The organism is Thalassolituus sp. UBA2009 (assembly GCF_002335285.1).
Lineage (GTDB): Bacteria > Pseudomonadota > Gammaproteobacteria > Pseudomonadales > Oceanobacteraceae > Venatoribacter > Venatoribacter alkanivorans.
On sequence record NZ_DDCJ01000039.1, the window covers coordinates 12,468 to 30,192 of the forward strand.

A 17,725-nucleotide genomic window follows, 5' to 3' on the forward strand; every position below is an offset into this window, starting at 1 on the left:
CGCATACGACTGAGTGGTCTCATGGGAAGAGTTGGACGCAAGAAGAGAATGAAGGCTTTCAGAAAGTCCTTAGGAATTGGTTTTAATATTGCCGCTCCTAAAGTCTTCGATAGTGTAAAACGCACAGACGACTCACCTAAGCAGAACACTGAGAGTGACTTCATTTTCTATAATCGATCTGCTCGAACCGAAATTGAAAAAATACGAAATTTCATTGAAGACTGTGTAAAGAACTATCCTCGTACGGAACAAAAGGAAATTATTTCTCGTCTTCGGTCCGGAGATGATGTTCATTTTCGTTCTGCATGTTTTGAATTATTTATATATGAAGTACTGAGAAGACAGGGTTTTACACTAACTCCTCATCCAGAACTCCCCAATGGGAGTCCTTATAGGCCAGATTTTCTCGTTTCTGACACTGAAGGCCGGTGTTTTTATTTAGAAGCAGTCTTAGCAACAGAAAACAATGAATTAGATAGAGGTGGGGAAGCGAGAAAAGGAGCTGTTTTAGACACCTTAGCGAAATCTCCCCATGATAAATTTATGATTGCGCTGGACGATGAAGGAAGCCCCAAAAGTCCTCCTAGTGGTAAAAAATTAAAAAATCAGATTCATGCGTGGTTGGATTCTCTTGATCCTGATGAGGTGCTGGAAAAAATAGATAGTGCAGGCTTGGATAGCATCGAACCTTTGGTTTGGGCTCATGACGAGTGGCACTTGCAAATTCGCCCAATCCCTCTAAAGCCTGAACGAAGAGGACAGAGTTCTACCCTTATCGGCATCGGTGGTAGCGGGGGTGGCTGGGTCGATGCTTGGAGCCCCATTAGAGATGCAGTTAAGTTTAAGGGCGGGAAATATGGTGATCTCGAAATCCCCTTGATTGTAGCTGTCAATTTAGATAGCTTCCATCTGGACCGAATCGATGAAATGCAGGCGCTTTTTGGGCAAGAGCAATTTGTTTTTAAACCTGGCAGCGATGCTGAGCCCGAAATGCGAAGGGCACCAAATGGGGCATGGCATGGAAAAAGAGGGCCGCAGTATACGCGCGTTAGCGCTGCATGGATTTTTAATGACCTTCATGCTTCTTCCTTAGCGGTAAGGGATAGCACCATATATTTTAATCCCTGGGCCGCGTTGCCTGCTCCAGAATCATTGAAATGTTTCCCCTTTGCAGAGCCTCAGAATGACAAAATGCAGTGGAACAAAGGGCTCACATTTAGAGAGATATTTGAACTTCACGAGGGCTGGCCAGAAAATGCGTAACAAGGCGCTGTTGCCGGACTGGTGATCTTGCCCCGCTTTAACGGACACCAGTCAACCTGACGAGGTGTCCAGTTCCATTTTCCTCCCAGCCTGCCCTACCCTGCACTTACCCGGCTTTTCCTACCCCAGCCCCTGAACTGCGGATCACAAACACAGCGAGCACCAGCGCCCACACCAACAAGCCGCAGGTCAGCAGTAATCCGGGGCCCAAGGCGGCGGCCAGCCCGAATTGAATGACGTAGCCTGCCAACAGCACGAATACGGCCAGTATTCCGGCAAGCTGAATCTGGCGCCGGAACCGGGCCGCTGGCTGAACGATTAGCGCAAATACCAGCGCTGCCAGTATCACGCCCCAGAAGGGTATTACCGATGGCCAGCGCACTAACACGCCGCTGATGGCGGATACGGTAATGGCCAGCGGCGCGCCCCACACCACCGCCCCCCATAAGCGGTTGAGCAGGTCTTCGTGTTTGCGCCGGTTCAGCCAGATATTAATGCCGCTGACGCAGACAACTGTGAGGGCCAGCCCCATTACAAAATAAAGCAGCTTGCTGCCCATACCGGCAAAATTGCCGAAATGCAGGCGATAAATGGAGTACACAATCTGTTTGGCCAGATCGCCATCAGAATAGCCTGCGCGGTTGAGGAAATTGCCCTGCATATCGAAGCGGTAATTTTCGGAATAAATCAGCCGTCCCGGTTGCTGTACATAATATTCCTGAAAACGTTGTTCGCTGTTGGCTTCGTGAATGGTCATAAACAATAACTGACCATCGGGCACGTTGGCATTCAGATACTGCAGCGGCTGCTGAATATTCACCTGTAATGGCTGTGCTTCTACCACCGGGTCGCCACTGAAAAACTGCCGCGTTACCGCTTCCCGGTCGCCATCGTGAAAAGCTTCGGCAGCAATCAGAATAATCAGCCCGGCCAGGCCAAAATACGCTCCGGTAAAAGCCATCATCAGATGAAATGGTAAACCCCAGACGCTCAGACGGTTATGCAGATCGGTAAAATGAATACGTTCAGAACCGGAGCGCCAGGCAAAGGCATCTTTGATAATAGATGGATGCGCCAGCAAACCGCTGATGATCAGCGCCAGCAGAATAACCCCCATTCCACTCACCAGAATTATGCCGATGTTTTTCGGCAGGTGCAGGTAATAATGCAGGTCGCTGAGCTGGTGCGCCCAATCGTCATAGGCCGGCACTCCGGCACTGCCATCGGCATTGCGGTATTCGCCCTGCTGTTCGTTGGCGAATTTAATCCGTGGCATCGCGTCTGACGGAAAGACCAGATACATGTGCGGCGTCAGATTATCGGGCGTGGTCAGATATTTATTAAATGCGCTTTCAACAGCAGCCGCATCAAACTCATGGAATTCCGCTGCCAGCGGTTGCTCCCAGCGTTCGATATGCGTATGAAACACCACCAGCGTACCGCTCAGAATAATAAGATACAGCACCGCTGCCATGCCAATGCCCAGCCAGCTGTGTGCGCTGAGGCTGGATTTCACTAATTGTCTGGAATATTTCATAACACCATCAAACCAATAACCATAAGGATGACACCAGTGCCGCTACGGTGCTCAGTAACGAGACTTTCCAGGGGTTGCGACTGCTCAGAAACCAGCACACCGAGGCAGCCCACAGCAAAGGAAATAACAACAATGCTGATGCCAGATTCAGATTGGCGGCAAAGGGGAATTGCATCACCAGTGCCACACTCACCAGCAGCATGGCCACACCCAGGCCGGCAAATAACCAGAGAAAGCGCGCAATATTCCGCCCAATTCCCTGCCAGGATGGCGCAGGCATGGGCTGAACAGTCTTTGGCGCTGACGTTTTACGACGGCCTTTGCGGCGCTGAAAAACAATCATCAGCCAGGCAAAAAAAGCGGGAAATAACAACGTAAACACAACGCCGTATTCGGCGCCCGCCAGCTGTATCCAGCTCAGCAAAGACAACAACAGTAACAGCCAGCCATAAATAACCAGGCTGCGTCCGTGTTTCCGTGCGGATTTCCACGAATGAAAAAGACAACCAACCCCGCATAACGCGGGGACAGCTGCCATCAGAAATAACATCATGATAAATATCCGTCCGGGCCCGCTGCCTGCTTAATTTGCAGGCAGCAGGCCGCGATAATCAGAAATTGTAAGTAACACGGGCATTAACCGTACGGCGCACACCCGGGAAACAATCGCCACGGGCCAGACAGGAAGTGAGGTATTCCTCATCGCCCAGATTGCGTACGTTCAGCGCCAGATCCAGCTGCTCGGTTGCTTCGTAGCCCAGCATCATGTCGACCAGGGTGTAATCCGGCGTAACGTATTTAACCGTTGCCGTCTCAGACACGCTTTCACCGACATAACGCACACCACCGCCCATGCGGAATTTTCCGGCCGGTTTCCAGGTTACCCAGAGCGAAGCATTGCTATCCGGCTCAGCCGCATACTGGTAGCCATTCTGGTCTTCTGTATTCAGTGTGCTCAGCGCACCCTGAATATAAAAATCACCGACGTTGGCCTTACCTTCCAGTTCAACACCGTCAATTTTTGCTACGCCCTGCTGTTGTGAATTGGTGCCTGGTACGCCATTCGGGTTGGGCAGATTGGTAATTTCGATATCGAAATACGACAACGTAAACAATCCGGGGAAACCGTTAGGTTCAAATTTCAGACCGGCTTCATACTGGGTTGCTTCACGCGGTTCCAGCTGTTTGCCATTGGCATCGGTTCCGACCACGGTTTCAAACGATTCGGAATAACTGATGTAAGGTGCCAGGCCATTACTGAAGGTGTATAAAACGCCCGCGCTGGCCGACAGTGCATCGTCGGATTGTTTATCACTGCCGGTGTCATTATCGACTTCGTCGTAACGCAGACCAGCGGTAAAACGCCAGTTGTCATAACTGATCTGATCAGACACATACAAACCGATGCTGTCGATTTTCTGCTCCGGATTATCGGTGTAGGTAAACATCGAATCATCCGGCGCACCGGTATATTTCGGGTTTTTCAGATCCAGTACGTAATCAAAATTACCGGATGACGCACCACCATCGGCGGAGCGTGCAGTGTCATTATCGGTGGTTACGCTTTGCTTTTGTGCACCAACCAGAATCTGATGACGCAGCGCGCCGGTATCAAAATCGGCTAACAGGCGAACATCCAGCGCATACAGCTGAAATTCGTTATCGGCTTTATAAAAAGTCCGCGCCACGGTGGTGTCGGTAAAGGCATTGCTGCCAAGAACATCATTCAGATAACGGCTGTTTCCGGCACCGGTAAAGACCGGCCAGGCCTGATTATAATCAGCGCTGCCTTCACGCCATAACGCGGTCGCTTCCAGTGCCAGATTATTTGTCAGCTGCTGCTCAACCAGAGCGGTTAACTGATTGGAACGGGTATCGTATTTATTCCAGCCCGGCTCACCGGCATACACATTCTGGTCGAGATAGGTACCGTCTTTTAACGGTTTTAAGGTTCCTTCAACCGGCACAAACTGCGCACCGGTGTCGCTGTCGGTGTTCTGATGCATAGCGATTAACGTGTAGCGACTGGTTGCCGATGGCACATAACTGACCGATGGCATCAGCACCAGGGTATTATCTTCGACATAATCCACCTGGGTATCACTGTCGCGCTTCAGCGCCACCATACGGTACAGCCATTTGTCACTGCCGAGTTTACCGGTCGAATCAATCGCCAATTGCTTGCGCTTATTGCTGCCCATCTCATCGACGATTTCGGTAGAAGATTCTGCCTTCGGGGTTTTCGATACATAGTTAACAATACCGCCGGGCGTGCCCTGCCCATACAGTACCGACACCGGGCCTTTCAGCACTTCGACCTGTTCCAGCGTATACACCTCGGCACGGGTAGTGTTGTAGCTGCCGAATAATTCCTGAATAGAATCGCGGTAACGTGGCAGGCTCAGACCACGGGCGTGAATAGCATCCCCACGGGTGGCAAAACCATAAGTTTCGGCGGTAACACCGGCCATATAGGAGGTAGCCTGAGAAAGATTCAGCGCGCCTTTTTCTTCAAACTGCTCACTGGTTTCTACCGAGACAGAACGTGCGGTTTCAACAATAGGCACACTGGATTTAGTCGCGCCAAAGTTGGTCAACTCCGCACGAACGACGGTTTTATCGAGGCGTACCTCACTCTGTTCCGGCGCATTGTCAGTATCGGCGACCAGCACTCCCGTCTCTTGGCCCGCTGTGGTTTCTGCCAATGCCACAGAGGCCACATTCAGCAGCGCAATACTCAACGCCAGACGGTTTAATCGTTGCGTTTTCATCAGTCCTCCCCAGAACCTGCAGACTTCAACTTAAATAGTTATTGCGACGCATTATCATTACGACTTGCAACTGAGTCAACTCCAAATACGGCCAGAAATGTCCATATCACCACCCGAGCCGGATACCGGGGAGGAAAAGTCCGGTAACAGGGTTAGGTTTGAAGTGGTCGTATTGACCGGGCCTGCAGCGGGAAGTCAGTAGCGCCAGGGCTTTAGCCCTGCAGGCACCGGGGATTAACCGGATCAGCGCAATAGTGTTACCCGCCACCACGGCTCAAAGCCCCTCGCTGACAAGCGTATACTTGCGCCAACAGCCTGACGCTGTACCTGCCCAAAACAGCCGCTCCGGCTTCGTATCACTGTTTCTGTGGAAGTTTTTTATGTCTGATGTAATCAGTAATCTGCAATGGCGCTATGCCACCAAAAAATTTGATCCAAGCCGTACTGTTGAACAGGAAAAGCTCGATACCATTCTCGAAGCGATCCGCCTGACGGCAACCTCCAGCGGCCTGCAACCTTATGAAGTACTGGTTGTTACCAACAAAGAAATACGTGAACAAATCAAACCTCATGCCTGGAATCAGGATCAGATTACCGATTGCTCTCACCTGCTGGTGTTTGCCGCCTGGGATAATTACACCGCAGAACGCATTAACCATATGTTCGATCTGACCAACGAAATCCGTGGTTTTAAAAACGAAGGCTGGGAAAACTACCGCGCAATGCTGCTGGGCATCTACCCGCAGCGCGATGCTGAAACCAACTACCAGCACGCTGCCCGTCAGGCCTATATCGGCCTGGGATCGGCATTAATTGCCGCCGCCGAAGCACGGGTAGACAGCACACCAATGGAAGGCTTCACCCCGGAGAAAGTGGATGAGATTCTGGGCCTGAAAGAAAAAGGCTTACGCTCGGTTATTCTGCTGCCATTAGGCTATCGCGCTGAAGAAGGCGACTGGCTGGTGAATCTGAAGAAGGTGCGCCGCAGTCACGACGGCTTTATTACTGAAGTAAAATAACCTTCGCAATATTCAGATAAACAATAAAAAAAGAAGGCCCGCTGGCCTTCTTTTTTTATTGTGACGATGAGAGAAACGGAAAAACGGTATCTGATAATGCATTCGGTTACCGGACCGCCGCAATAAAAACGCCCGGATTATCTCCCAGCCGATATCGAAAATGCAGCTGCGCTCCGGAGGATATTTTCTCAGCCGATTCCAGCATTCGCGGAAAGGTCAGGCCGGATTCATAAGCACCAATGCGGTATTGTTGATACACACAAATATCGGTAAACAACATTGGCTGATAACGGTCATCAGGAAGATGATTAACCTCTACCGATAAACCAGGCAAATAACTGCCGCTGACATTCTTCCATGAGAAAACAGCCTCATTATTCAGAATAAACACAGAACCGGCATAAACACGCCCGTCCTGCGCACTCTGGCCAGCAACCGCCCTTCGCGTTGCAGAAAACTCAACCTCCGGATCAGCAAACACAAGATCGACACGGATTTCCTGCGGAATAACAAGTGCCGACGGTGACTGCGATAACAGGTGGCGGACAACCGTAACCTGAGGCTCGGTCTGCAGACACGCCTGCATCACCTCTGTCAGAATAATATCCGCAGAAAAATCCGGGTCTGCCAGATACCCGGTAGCGTCCACAACCTTCATATCGAAAACCGCATCCGCAAGATTCAGGGCAGTAATGATACGTTCTGCAGAAGCGACCGATTCCGGATGAATATCGATAAGTGTAAAAGATGCTTCTTCAGCACTAAGAACCAGCATCAGAGGCACAGCCAGAATGGCATATGGCCCACAGCCCGCATATAAAATCCGTACCGGACCACCTGAACCCTGAGCATATTGATCAGCAATAGCCGCCCGCGTACCACGCAGGAACATAATTGTCCGGACAGCATCATCAGCGCAGGTTGCCGCCATATCCGGTGCCAGTGCCAGGCCGTTTACGGTTAACGTTCCTTTAGCAGCACCTGACAGGCCCTCAGGATGTTCGTGTCCCAACAATTTGAGAGCAGCAGCTAACTCACTGACTTCTGCACGCAATAAATGCGGCGAAATGGCGTTATCGAGTATTTTTTCAACCAGCGATATAAGCCATGCGGTATCCGGAACCGGGGGGTGCTCAGCCATAGGGTCATCCCGACAGAGTTTCAGGTCACCGTACCGCCTTTTGCCATTCAGCTCAAACCGATACGTGCAGGCTCCAGCCGCTCAAACCACGCCAGCGCAATCTGCCCCCGCAGCAGCAGGGGCAAACCAGTATTACCGTGGTTTACGCACAGGCCGTTTATTACGCACACCGGCTTTACTGTTTTTAGCAAAACCCGGACGCGGAGTATTACGCAACACCGCCTCCTCTTCTGCCGGAATCAGTGCTTTAGGACCACTGCCGATCAGATCAGTGCGTCCCATATCCTTCAGAGCCTGGCGCAGTAACGGCCAGTTTTTCGGATCGTGATAACGCAGGAAGGCTTTCTGCAGGCGACGCTGATTCAAATCGCGCGGGATATAAATCTTGTCCGATTTATAACTCATACGGTGCAGCGGATCGCGTTCGGAATGGTACATCGCGGTTGCCAGCGACATCGGCGACGGATAGAAGGTCTGCACCTGATCCACGCGCATTTTCTGGCGTTTCAGCCACAGTGCCAGGTTCATCATGTCTTTGTTTTCCGAACCCGGATGCGCGGCAATAAAATACGGTACCAGATATTGTTCTTTGCCCGCTTCTTTGGAGAAACGGTCGAACATTTTCTTAAAGGCATCATAGGTGCCCATACCCGGCTTCATCATTTTATTCAGCACGTTTTCTTCGGTGTGCTCCGGCGCAATTTTCAGCAAGCCGCCCACGTGGTGGGTAACCAGCTCACGCACGTATTCCGGATCACGCACGGCGAGGTCGTAACGCAGGCCGGAAGCAATGGCGATGCGTTTAATGCCGGGAATTTTACGCGCCGCACGGTACAGCGCCGTTGTATGTTCGTGGCTGGTTTCCAGATTTTTACAGATGCCCGGAAACACGCAGGACAAACGCCGGCAGCTTTTCAGAATGGTTTCACTCTTACAGTGCAGGCGATACATATTGGCGGTCGGGCCACCCAGATCCGAAATGGTGCCGGTAAAGCCCGGTACTTTATCGCGGATTTCTTCCAGCTCGTGCAGGATGGATTCCTGTGAGCGGTTCTGAATAATCCGTCCTTCGTGTTCGGTAATCGAACAGAAGGTACAGCCGCCGAAACAACCGCGCATAATGTTGACCGAAAAACGGATCATATCGTAAGCAGGAATTTTCGCATCGCCGTAACTCGGGTGTGGCACACGCTGATAGGCGAAGCCGAATACCGAGTCCATTTCATCGGTTTCCAGCGGAATCGGCGGTGGGTTAATCCACACTTCCTGATGACCGTGTTTCTGAATTAATGGCCGCGCGTTATAGGGGTTGGCTTCCTGATGCAGAACCCGTGACGCGTGAGCATAAAGTGCACTGTCGTTGCGGACTTTTTCAAAGGATGGCAAACGGATACAGGTTTTATCCGGATCAAGACCGGCCTTACGCTGCAGTGGCATCGGTACGATTTTTACCGGCATCACATCATCAGCCCCGTCGGCCGCATCACCGCTGCTGCCGTTCGTGCTGCAGCTCATTGTTTCCGTATCTTTCATTTCATACGGATTAGGAATCTGGTCAATATGACCCGGCCAATCGATGCGGGTGGAGTCGACTTCGCTCCAGCCTGCCGGTGTGGCATCACGCACCACCGCTGTGCCGCGCAGATCCTGCAGATCGTCCAGGGTTTTGCCTTCCGCCAGGGCGTGGGTCAGCTCCACCAGAGCGCGCTCAGCGTTACCGTACAGAAGAATATCGGCACCGGAATCGATTAATACCGAGCGGCGGATCTGATTACTCCAGTAATCGTACTGGGCGATACGGCGCAGGCTGGCCTCGATACCACCAATCACGATAGGCACGTCTTTGTACACCTGACGGCATTTCTGCGAATACACAATCACCGCGCGGTCCGGACGCTTGCCCGGCTCGCCGTGCGGTGTGTAGGCATCGTCGCTGCGGACTTTCAGGTCGGCGGTGTATTTATTAATCAGCGAATCCATATTGCCGGCGGTGACGCCAAAATACAGATTAGGCTTACCCAGCTTTTTAAACTCTTCCGGGTTGTTCCAGTCCGGCTGGGCAATGATGCCGACACGGAAGCCCTGCGCCTCCAGCAGACGACCCAATACCGCCATGCCGAAGCTCGGATGATCAACGTAAGCATCACCGGTTACCAGGATCACATCACAGCTGTCCCAGCCCAGCACGTCCATCTCTTCACGGGACATCGGCAGGAAAGGAGCCGTGCCGAAACATTCGGCCCAGTAGGGGTAGTAAGAAAACAGGTGTTGCGCTGGCTGAGTCATAAGTCCGGACCGGGAAAAAACGGTCGCTATTGTCCCAAATTACGCGGGCCGACAAAAGGTGAAAGGCAAAATATTCCCTGCCTTTCGCGATCATTTCACGCTTTTATTCCCCTTGCATTTATGAGGATTAATCTGTGATTTACAGGCCATTTTTTACCTTCCCGGCATTTTATCCGCACCATCACCTTGTCTTTTCGCGCGCACTGGCCGAGTATCGGGAGCTGCGCAAATAGCGCTCAAAATAAGAAGAACGTACGAGCCAGCCTATGCCACCCTTTGATCCTCTGTTGTTTTTTGCGGCTTTCGGAGCCGGATTGAGTCTGATACTGGCGGCGATTATTGCCCGGGATTTTTTTCACACCCTGACCGCCCGGCTGTTTATCCTGCTGCTGGTTGCCGCCAATGTGCATCTGTTTCACCCCTGGTTGCCTCAGGCCTGGCACGGCTATTCCTTTGTTGTTCAGAGTGCCTCACCCGCCCTGTTCTGGATGTGCTGCCGCCTGACCTTTGTCGCCCCCGATGAACCGCGCCGTCTTCTCTGGGGACTGGCCTTTTACAGTTTCTTAGGTCCGTTGCTGTATTTGCTGACCGGAACCCCGGATGGCCTGCACCTGCTGCTGAAAGGCATTCCGCAGTGGCTGGAGTATCTGCTGATTCTGGCTGGATTGTGGGAAGTGATCAGTAACTGGAATAACGACCTGGTGGAAGCCCGCCGGCGCCTGCGTGGCGGTGTGATGCTGGCCATGGGGCTGGCTGTTGGCTGGGGTATTTTTTCGTTCAATATGCGCATCGGCGACAGCACCTCACGCTATCTGGCCCTGGATGTTTCCATGCTGATTCTGGCCTGGCTGTTGATGCAGGGGCGTTCTGAGTTGTGGCGTTTGCTGCCACAGCCTGCGCCGGCGGCGGACAGCAACGCGGATCATGAACCGGCAGTCACCACCCTGGCCCTCAGCCAGCAAAGTTGCGAAGAACTGCAGATGCTGCAGGAACTGATGAATCAGGGTTTTTACCGGCGCGAGAATCTGACCCTGGCGATTCTTGCTCAGGAACTTGGCATTCCGGAATACCGTTTGCGGGCCACCATCAACAAGGCGCTGAATTACAACAACTTTAACGAGTACATTAACGAGCTGCGTATTGGCGAAGCCGCCGACCGCTTACTGAACGAAGCCGAAACTCCGATTACCAATATTGCGCTCGACGTCGGCTACCGTACGATGAGTTCATTTAACCGTGCCTTCCGTAAAATCCATCACAGCACACCGTCTGATTACCGTGAGCATCGCGGCCAGCCACCGCACAACGGATGACACCGCGGCGGCTATTCAGTCAGCGTACTTCGTTACCCTCCTCGCTCTGCCGCTCTCTTTACCACCATTCAGAACAGTCTCATCTACCCATCAAGGGGCGTAACAGCCCCTTTCTGCACGCTTTCTGTGCAGCCCTATTGAGGGCATAAGAGGAGGCTCAGCCTAACCCAAAAAAACGCCCGCAAGACGCCCTGAAAATGCACTCAAACACCCCATAAATAACTGTGCACATCCTGCGTTTTAACTTTTGCACAGTCAGTTTTCAGCTGTCTGTTACATCCCTGCAGCCTGCATAAACACTGGCTTTTCACAAAATGCACAGCCACTTCCAGAGTTTGCAGCACGATTTGCTTTTACCCTTTCGCCGCCTTTCGTTTTGATGAGCCACGGCTGGGAAGCTACCGACATAACGCTCAGGGATGGAATCCGGGCGCATAAAAACAATGAGAAAGGTATTCATCATGCAGAAAGCACACACCTCCCGCGGTCATAAGCCGCTGGTTCTGGCGATGGCCATTGCCGCCATCGGCCTGACAGCCTGCGGCGGCAGCGATAACAAAAGCAGCAGCGGCCTGAAGAAAGTATTTAACTGTACCGACAGCAGCACCTCCGGGGCACGGGTTATCTGTATCGGTTCGGCCAGCGATCTGAGCGACAAAGCCGTTCAGGATGAGCTGATTGAAGCACTGGCCGGGGCAGAAACCGGCGACACCTTTGTATTACCTCAGGGGCGTTATGCCTTCACAAGCACCATCGATTTTAACGGTCTGGTCGATAACATTCCGGTATCCAACCTCACCTTCCGTGGCGCTGGCATGGAGAAAACCATTATCGACGCCAGCGGCGCGGCTTCCGATGGTTTCCTGATCAACAATACCAACAATCTTATTTTTGAAGATTTCGCCATTTACGAGTCGAATAACAACGCTCTTAAAGTGACCAAATCCGATGGCGTGATCATGCGTCGTATGGCGACTGTATGGGAGACCGATTACCAGTCAACCAACGGTGCCTATGGTCTGTATCCGGTACAGACCAGCAACGTGCTGATTGAAGACTGTTACGTAAAAGGCTCTGCCGATGCCGGTATTTATGTGGGTCAGTCTGACAAGATCGTTGTACGTAACAACATTGCCGAGAAAAACGTCGCTGGTATCGAAATCGAAAACAGCACCGAGGCGGACGTATATGGCAACACCGCTACCGGCAACACCGGCGGTATCCTGATTTTTGATCTGCCAATCGGCAACGGTAAATACGGTTCCGGCGTGCGCGTATTCGACAACAATGTTGAAGCCAACAACGCACCTAACTTCGCCAAAGTCGGCACCTTTGCCGGTGGTGTTCATATCGTGCCACCAGGTACCGGTGTGATCGTACTCTCAACATCCGACGTTGAGATTTACAACAACACCATCAAAGACCACCAGACAACCTCTATCGCTATTACTTCCTACATGCTGCCAGATGACAAAGTCGCTGCCGTTCCGGATCAGGACGTTGGCGGTGAAGTCATGAGCTACGGTGATATTCACCCATATGCTGAAGTCTTTATGGATGGCTGGTCACCGTTCGTACGCAACATCAATATTCACAACAACACCATCAGCCTCGCTGCCGCGCTGAATAACCCACAGGGTGCGCTGATTCAGGATCTGATCGACGGCTATACGGCCTTCCACAACCAGTTACCGGATGTCGCAGGCGGTAAAACCACTGTGCCTCATATTCTTTATGATGGTGTTGGTGAGCTGCTGGCCAATACACCAAATCCGGGCGGTGAAGGTGAAAGCATTATGCAGGCCATTGCCGGCGGCATTAATCAGGTAGCGGCTGCAGTAAAAGCCAATATTCCTGGTGCTCCTGATTACACGGCAATCGACCTGAGCAAATTTGCCCCTTACGCGACCGATGGTGGCCTGTGTCAGTCTGACAATGGTATTGATGGTGTGGATCTGTTTGCGGCTTCTGTCTATGAGACCAGCGCAACCGCCGGCACCTTTGTCGACGGCTCACCGCTTACCAAACTGGAACAGCTCAGCGGTAATCTCAGCCTTGCGGGAGCCATTATGGCAGACCCGAATGGCACCATGAGCTGTGCTTCAGGCTTCGAAGGAACGGCCGCTACCGTTACCTTTAATGCTCAAACCTTTGGTTGCACCGCTGACGATTCCACCAAACCGTCCTGCGCTCTGTAATCTCCACGGGGGCCATAGGCCCCCGGCTTATCCAAGTCTGTATTGCGGATTAAATTTATGAAATATATCAATTCTCTGGCAGTAATTTCAGCCGCTGTATTACTGACTGCCTGTGGCGGCGAAAGCAGCAATAGCGACAATACCGGTTCATCGTCTGCCTGCATTTCATCGGAAAAAAACGTTAACTGGGAAAAAGTACTGCAGGCCGATGCTGCAACACTGGCTGAATATCAGTTATTTGATAACCCTTGCGACCCGACACAGAATGCCAGTACGCGCGGACTGCCCTACAGCCTCTCTGCACCACTGTTTACCGACTACGCATCCAAGTATCGTTTTGTATTTATCCCCGAAGGACAAACAGCCACCTATTCAGAAAAAGAAGTTTTTGAATTCCCGGTCGGCACCGTCATTACCAAAACCTTTACCATGCCCGCCGACACCTCTGATCGTGGTGTAGAAAAGGAAAGAATTATTGAAACCCGCTTGCTGATCAAAAAAGCAGGTGGCTGGGTAGCCCGCCCATATGTATGGAACGCAGCAGAAACCGAAGCCGTCTGGGATAAGACCGGTGAGGTGGTAGCCATTAATAATCTGAAACACGGTGAAGATACCCTGTCGTTTAATTATGGCGTACCAAATCAGAATTCCTGTACCAACTGCCATCAGTTTAATCCTAATGGCGACCACGATGCCGTTAACGGTATTGATCCGACACCGGCTTATTTCGCCCCGATCGGCCCCAAAGCCCGCTATCTGAATTCCGATTATGATTTTGGTCAGGGCCCGGAAAACCAGTTAAACAAATGGGTCGCCGACAATATGCTGTCCGGATTGCCAGCCGAAAACAGCAGCATCCAGAAAGCGGCAGATTTCAGTGACTATAAATCCCTCAGTGAATACAGCGGTACGCCGGAACAACTGACAGCAACCGCTAAATCCTGGATGGATATCAACTGCGGCCACTGCCACCGCACCGAAGGTCAGGCCAGCAATACGGCTTTCCGCGCTGACTACAACACCCCTTGGGACGGCAACGAAGGCCATCACGGTGCCTGTGCCGTACCGGTTTCCGGAGCCAGCGCAGGCTCAACCTGGATTATTGTACCGGGCGATTCTTCCCAGTCGCTGATGTATAACCGTATGAATACCACCAAGGCCGGACTGATCATGCCACCGCTGGGACGTGCGGTTATTCATACCGAAGGTACTGCACTGATCAAAGCCTGGATTGACAGTCTGGACCCGGCATTGTGCAATTAATTAATGTCACCGGGCGCTTCTGCGCCCTTTTTTTAATGCTATTGCTGATCGGCTGCGGAGCCGGCAGCGCGGACGAAAACAATACCCCAGCCCTTTCCGCGGACCCACTCTGCGACCAATCCGGCAGCGAAATTAACTGGCAGGCCCTGCAACAAACGCGCTGTCCGTTATTATCGCAATATGGTCTGTTTAAAGGATTACCCTCCGATATTAAAAACAGCAATGGCGGTATTTATTATAAATTGGGCAGTGAATTATTTACCGATCATGCGCGCAAATACCGCTATATCTTTCTGCCGGAAAGTACTCAGCTCGGTTACCAGCAACAGGATGTGCTCGATTTTCCAACCGGCAGTGTCATCGTTAAAGTCTTTGCTATGCCCACACAAAGTACCACAGACAGTGCAGAAGATATTATGGAAGTCCGCCTGCTGGTCAAACGCAGCAGTGGCTGGATATTTATTCCTTATGTCTGGGATAACAACATTAATGATGCCCGCCTGGCGATAGCCGGCAGCCAGACACCTGTCAGTTTCAGCCATAAAGGCGAAATGCTGAATCTGACCTATGAATCGCCCTCTCTGTTGCGCTGCCAGAACTGCCATCAGGTTAAAATCAATGACCAGCTCAGTTTTGTGCCCATTGGTCCGAAGATCCGCCATCTGAATCAGACTATTGAAGTGAATGGCCAGCCGGTAAACCAGCTTGAGCACTGGCAGTCTCTGGGGCTTATTACCTTGCCTGCCGGTGAGCATCCTTATGCACCGGACTGGCGCGATGCATCAGCACCGCTGCAACAACGTGCCAAAGCCTATCTGGATATTAACTGCGCTCACTGCCACAACGACAACGGCGCCGCCGCCCTGTCCGGCCTGCGGCTGGAATACTGGCGTACCGCCATTGACTATACCCATGGTGTCTGCAACTCGGCCCATGGCTGGCGTGGCGGAGGCTTTGATATCTGGCCCGGGCGCGGTAATGACTCCAGCCTGCCGTTACGCATGGAATTAAACGGTGCAGCCGACCGGATGCCGCCGATAGGACGCAGCGTGCCCGACAAAGACGCCATCGCCTTAATACGGGCCTGGATCGACACCCTGCCCGCTCAGGACTGTGCCAGCGGCTGAAACAGCCACCAGCAGCTTTGCACCAGAACAGAGCGATGTCCTATCGCTCTGCCGCTTTACAGCGCAAGCAGTCTGCCTCAACCCTGCTCCCTGACCGGCTCAGAGGCTTTTCCCTGTCCCCAGGCCCGTTAATCTGATCAGCGGCTGCACAACCGTCAGCTGCACTTCCGTTTATTAACCGATATTTCACATCTGGTATTCATCTTGCACCAGCACTGAGCAAAGCCTTTATTTATTTGCAAAGAAGGATTCATTTCCGTGCAGGATCTTCACAGCGTTGCCTATTTTCTGAACCTCGGTCAGCAACAGGAAATACAGGAACTTGAACAGTTTGCCCGTACCGGCCAACTGGTGATTGCCATCAGCAATCTGTTGCATCAGCTGCAGTACGAACGCGGATTATCCAACCGCTTTCTTGGCAGTGCTGGCCTGCGCTGCCAGCAAGAACTGCAACAACAGTGGCACAGCAGCAATGAGCAACTGGCGCTGTTTCATAAAGCCCTGGCCAACTTACTGCCAGAGCACGGGCAGCATGCCTTTCCCGCACGCTGGTTCCGCCGTCTGGGTTATGCCCTGCACAGTCTCGAACGACTGTCACAACTGCGGCAGGATGTAGAACAGCTGAAATTCAATACCACCGTTGCCATCAAAGCCTATTCCGAAATGATTCAGAGCTTACTGGCCGTGGTGTTCGAGGCCGCAGGCAACGCGGCCGATGAAATAACCGCACGTATTCTCGTCGCCATGTTTAATTTAATGCAGGGCAAAGAGCTGGCCGGACAGGAACGCGCCTGTGGGGCTGCCGGATTTTCCGCTCACGAATTTGACCCCGGCCTGCGTCAGCGCCTGACACAATTAATCGACCGCCAGGATCGCTGTTTCCATATTTTCAGCGATTATGCCAGTGACGAAGCTCTGAGCGCCTGGGAACAGGTTCAGCGCGGTGAATTCCAGCTCGAATTTGAACGCCTGCGGCGTCTGGCCCTGACCGCCGGCCCCCAGTCACTGGCGGCAGCGGATTATGATGTGCGCTGGTTTATCTGCTGTTCTGAACGGCTGGATGCCATCAAATATGTCGAAGAAGTGTTGGAAACCCAACTCCTCTCCCACAGCCAGCAACGTATTCTTGCGGTACGCGAAGCAGCATTGAGTCCCGACCAACAAGGCAACGACTTGCAACGCGGAGCGTTCGACGATGTTCCTTCGTTTGCTCTGTACGTCAGCCATTCACAGTCCGCCGGGCATGAGTCAGACCATGCTCTCAGCGGTCCCGATGACGATATGGTACATAACGTCAGTAAGCCGGTGGTCGAATTAATCGAAGCTCAGGGCCAACGCTTAAAAAGCCTGAATGATGAACTGGATGCCGCCCGTACAGAACTGCATGAGCGCAAACTGATTGACCGCGCCAAACGTGAACTGATTCAGCGCCGCCAGATGAGCGAACAGGAAGCCTATGCGTTATTACGCAGTATGGCGATGAATCAGAACCGCCGTCTGGTGGATGTTGCTGCCGGTTTATTAAGCATGACCGAGCTTCTTTAAATCAGGTTGTGCACTGCACCAAGTCGCAGCACCAACGCATAACCTGCTCTTCAGCAGAGCAAAAAAAATCCTTGCCGTAAAAACGCAGGGATTTTTTTATTCCTGACAACCGCTTTTAAAAACCTTACGGTTGATTGCAACCCAAATAAAAACAGGAAGTTAGCGGATTAAAATGCGTTAAAAACGCCATAGACGGACATTGTCTGAAAACTCTGGCACGCTTCTGGCAATACTTATTCTGAATTTCTTATTCAGTGCATAC

At 52.0% G+C, this 17,725-nt stretch carries 12 protein-coding genes; 7 read left to right on the forward strand and 5 right to left on the reverse strand.

Annotated features, from left to right (window positions below):
* The first annotated feature begins 21 nt into the window (after positions 1 to 21).
* Complete coding sequence (locus B3P58_RS04395) at positions 22 to 1,263, forward strand: hypothetical protein (protein ID WP_286716266.1); 1,242 nt, start codon at positions 22 to 24, stop codon at positions 1,261 to 1,263.
* Positions 1,264 to 1,369: 106 nt separating this feature from the next.
* Here B3P58_RS04395 and B3P58_RS04400 read toward each other — a convergent pair whose 3' ends face one another.
* The 3 genes from B3P58_RS04400 to B3P58_RS04410 are packed head-to-tail and all read right to left on the reverse strand — an operon-like array spanning position 1,370 to position 5,571.
* Positions 1,370 to 2,800, reverse strand: coding sequence for a PepSY-associated TM helix domain-containing protein (locus tag B3P58_RS04400; RefSeq protein WP_286716268.1), 1,431 nt, complete (start codon positions 2,798 to 2,800; stop codon positions 1,370 to 1,372).
* 7 nt (positions 2,801 to 2,807) lie between these two features.
* Positions 2,808 to 3,353 (reverse strand): hypothetical protein, encoded by a 546-nt coding sequence (locus tag B3P58_RS04405; RefSeq protein WP_286716269.1) that lies wholly within the window; start codon positions 3,351 to 3,353, stop codon positions 2,808 to 2,810.
* Between the two features lie 58 nt (positions 3,354 to 3,411).
* Positions 3,412 to 5,571, reverse strand: a complete 2,160-nt coding sequence (locus B3P58_RS04410; protein ID WP_286716270.1) for a TonB-dependent siderophore receptor — start codon at positions 5,569 to 5,571, stop codon at positions 3,412 to 3,414.
* 380 nt (positions 5,572 to 5,951) lie between these two features.
* On the opposite strand from B3P58_RS04410, the gene B3P58_RS04415 reads away from it, so the two are divergent.
* A complete protein-coding gene (locus B3P58_RS04415; RefSeq protein ID WP_286716271.1) occupies positions 5,952 to 6,590 on the forward strand; it encodes an NAD(P)H-dependent oxidoreductase in 639 nt (212 codons plus the stop codon).
* A 106-nt stretch (positions 6,591 to 6,696) separates the two neighbouring features.
* Here B3P58_RS04415 and B3P58_RS04420 read toward each other — a convergent pair whose 3' ends face one another.
* Together B3P58_RS04420 and B3P58_RS04425 are read right to left on the reverse strand one after the other, a co-directional pair.
* Entirely contained in the window at positions 6,697 to 7,731 is a 1,035-nt protein-coding gene (locus B3P58_RS04420) for a hypothetical protein (protein WP_286716272.1), read from the reverse strand.
* Between the two features lie 132 nt (positions 7,732 to 7,863).
* Positions 7,864 to 10,017 (reverse strand): YgiQ family radical SAM protein, encoded by a 2,154-nt coding sequence (locus B3P58_RS04425; RefSeq protein ID WP_286716273.1) that lies wholly within the window; start codon positions 10,015 to 10,017, stop codon positions 7,864 to 7,866.
* Between the two features lie 314 nt (positions 10,018 to 10,331).
* Between B3P58_RS04425 and B3P58_RS04430 the strand changes: the two genes are divergently transcribed.
* The 5 genes from B3P58_RS04430 (at position 10,332) to B3P58_RS04450 (ending at position 17,463) form a co-directional block, all read left to right on the forward strand.
* Positions 10,332 to 11,330: an AraC family transcriptional regulator gene (locus B3P58_RS04430; RefSeq protein ID WP_286716275.1), complete on the forward strand. Its 999-nt coding sequence runs from the start codon at positions 10,332 to 10,334 to the stop codon at positions 11,328 to 11,330.
* Between the two features lie 461 nt (positions 11,331 to 11,791).
* Positions 11,792 to 13,528: a parallel beta-helix domain-containing protein gene (locus B3P58_RS04435; protein ID WP_286716276.1), complete on the forward strand. Its 1,737-nt coding sequence runs from the start codon at positions 11,792 to 11,794 to the stop codon at positions 13,526 to 13,528.
* Positions 13,529 to 13,585: 57 nt separating this feature from the next.
* Positions 13,586 to 14,791, forward strand: coding sequence for an SO2930 family diheme c-type cytochrome (locus B3P58_RS04440; protein ID WP_286716278.1), 1,206 nt, complete (start codon positions 13,586 to 13,588; stop codon positions 14,789 to 14,791).
* On the forward strand, positions 14,782 to 15,918 hold the full coding sequence (locus B3P58_RS04445) for a hypothetical protein (RefSeq protein WP_286716279.1): 1,137 nt from the start codon (positions 14,782 to 14,784) through the stop codon (positions 15,916 to 15,918). The genes B3P58_RS04440 and B3P58_RS04445 overlap by 10 nt, the downstream gene beginning before the upstream one ends.
* A 258-nt stretch (positions 15,919 to 16,176) precedes the next feature.
* A complete protein-coding gene (locus B3P58_RS04450) occupies positions 16,177 to 17,463 on the forward strand; it encodes a nitrate regulatory protein (protein ID WP_286716280.1) in 1,287 nt (428 codons plus the stop codon).
* Positions 17,464 to 17,725 lie beyond the last annotated feature (262 nt).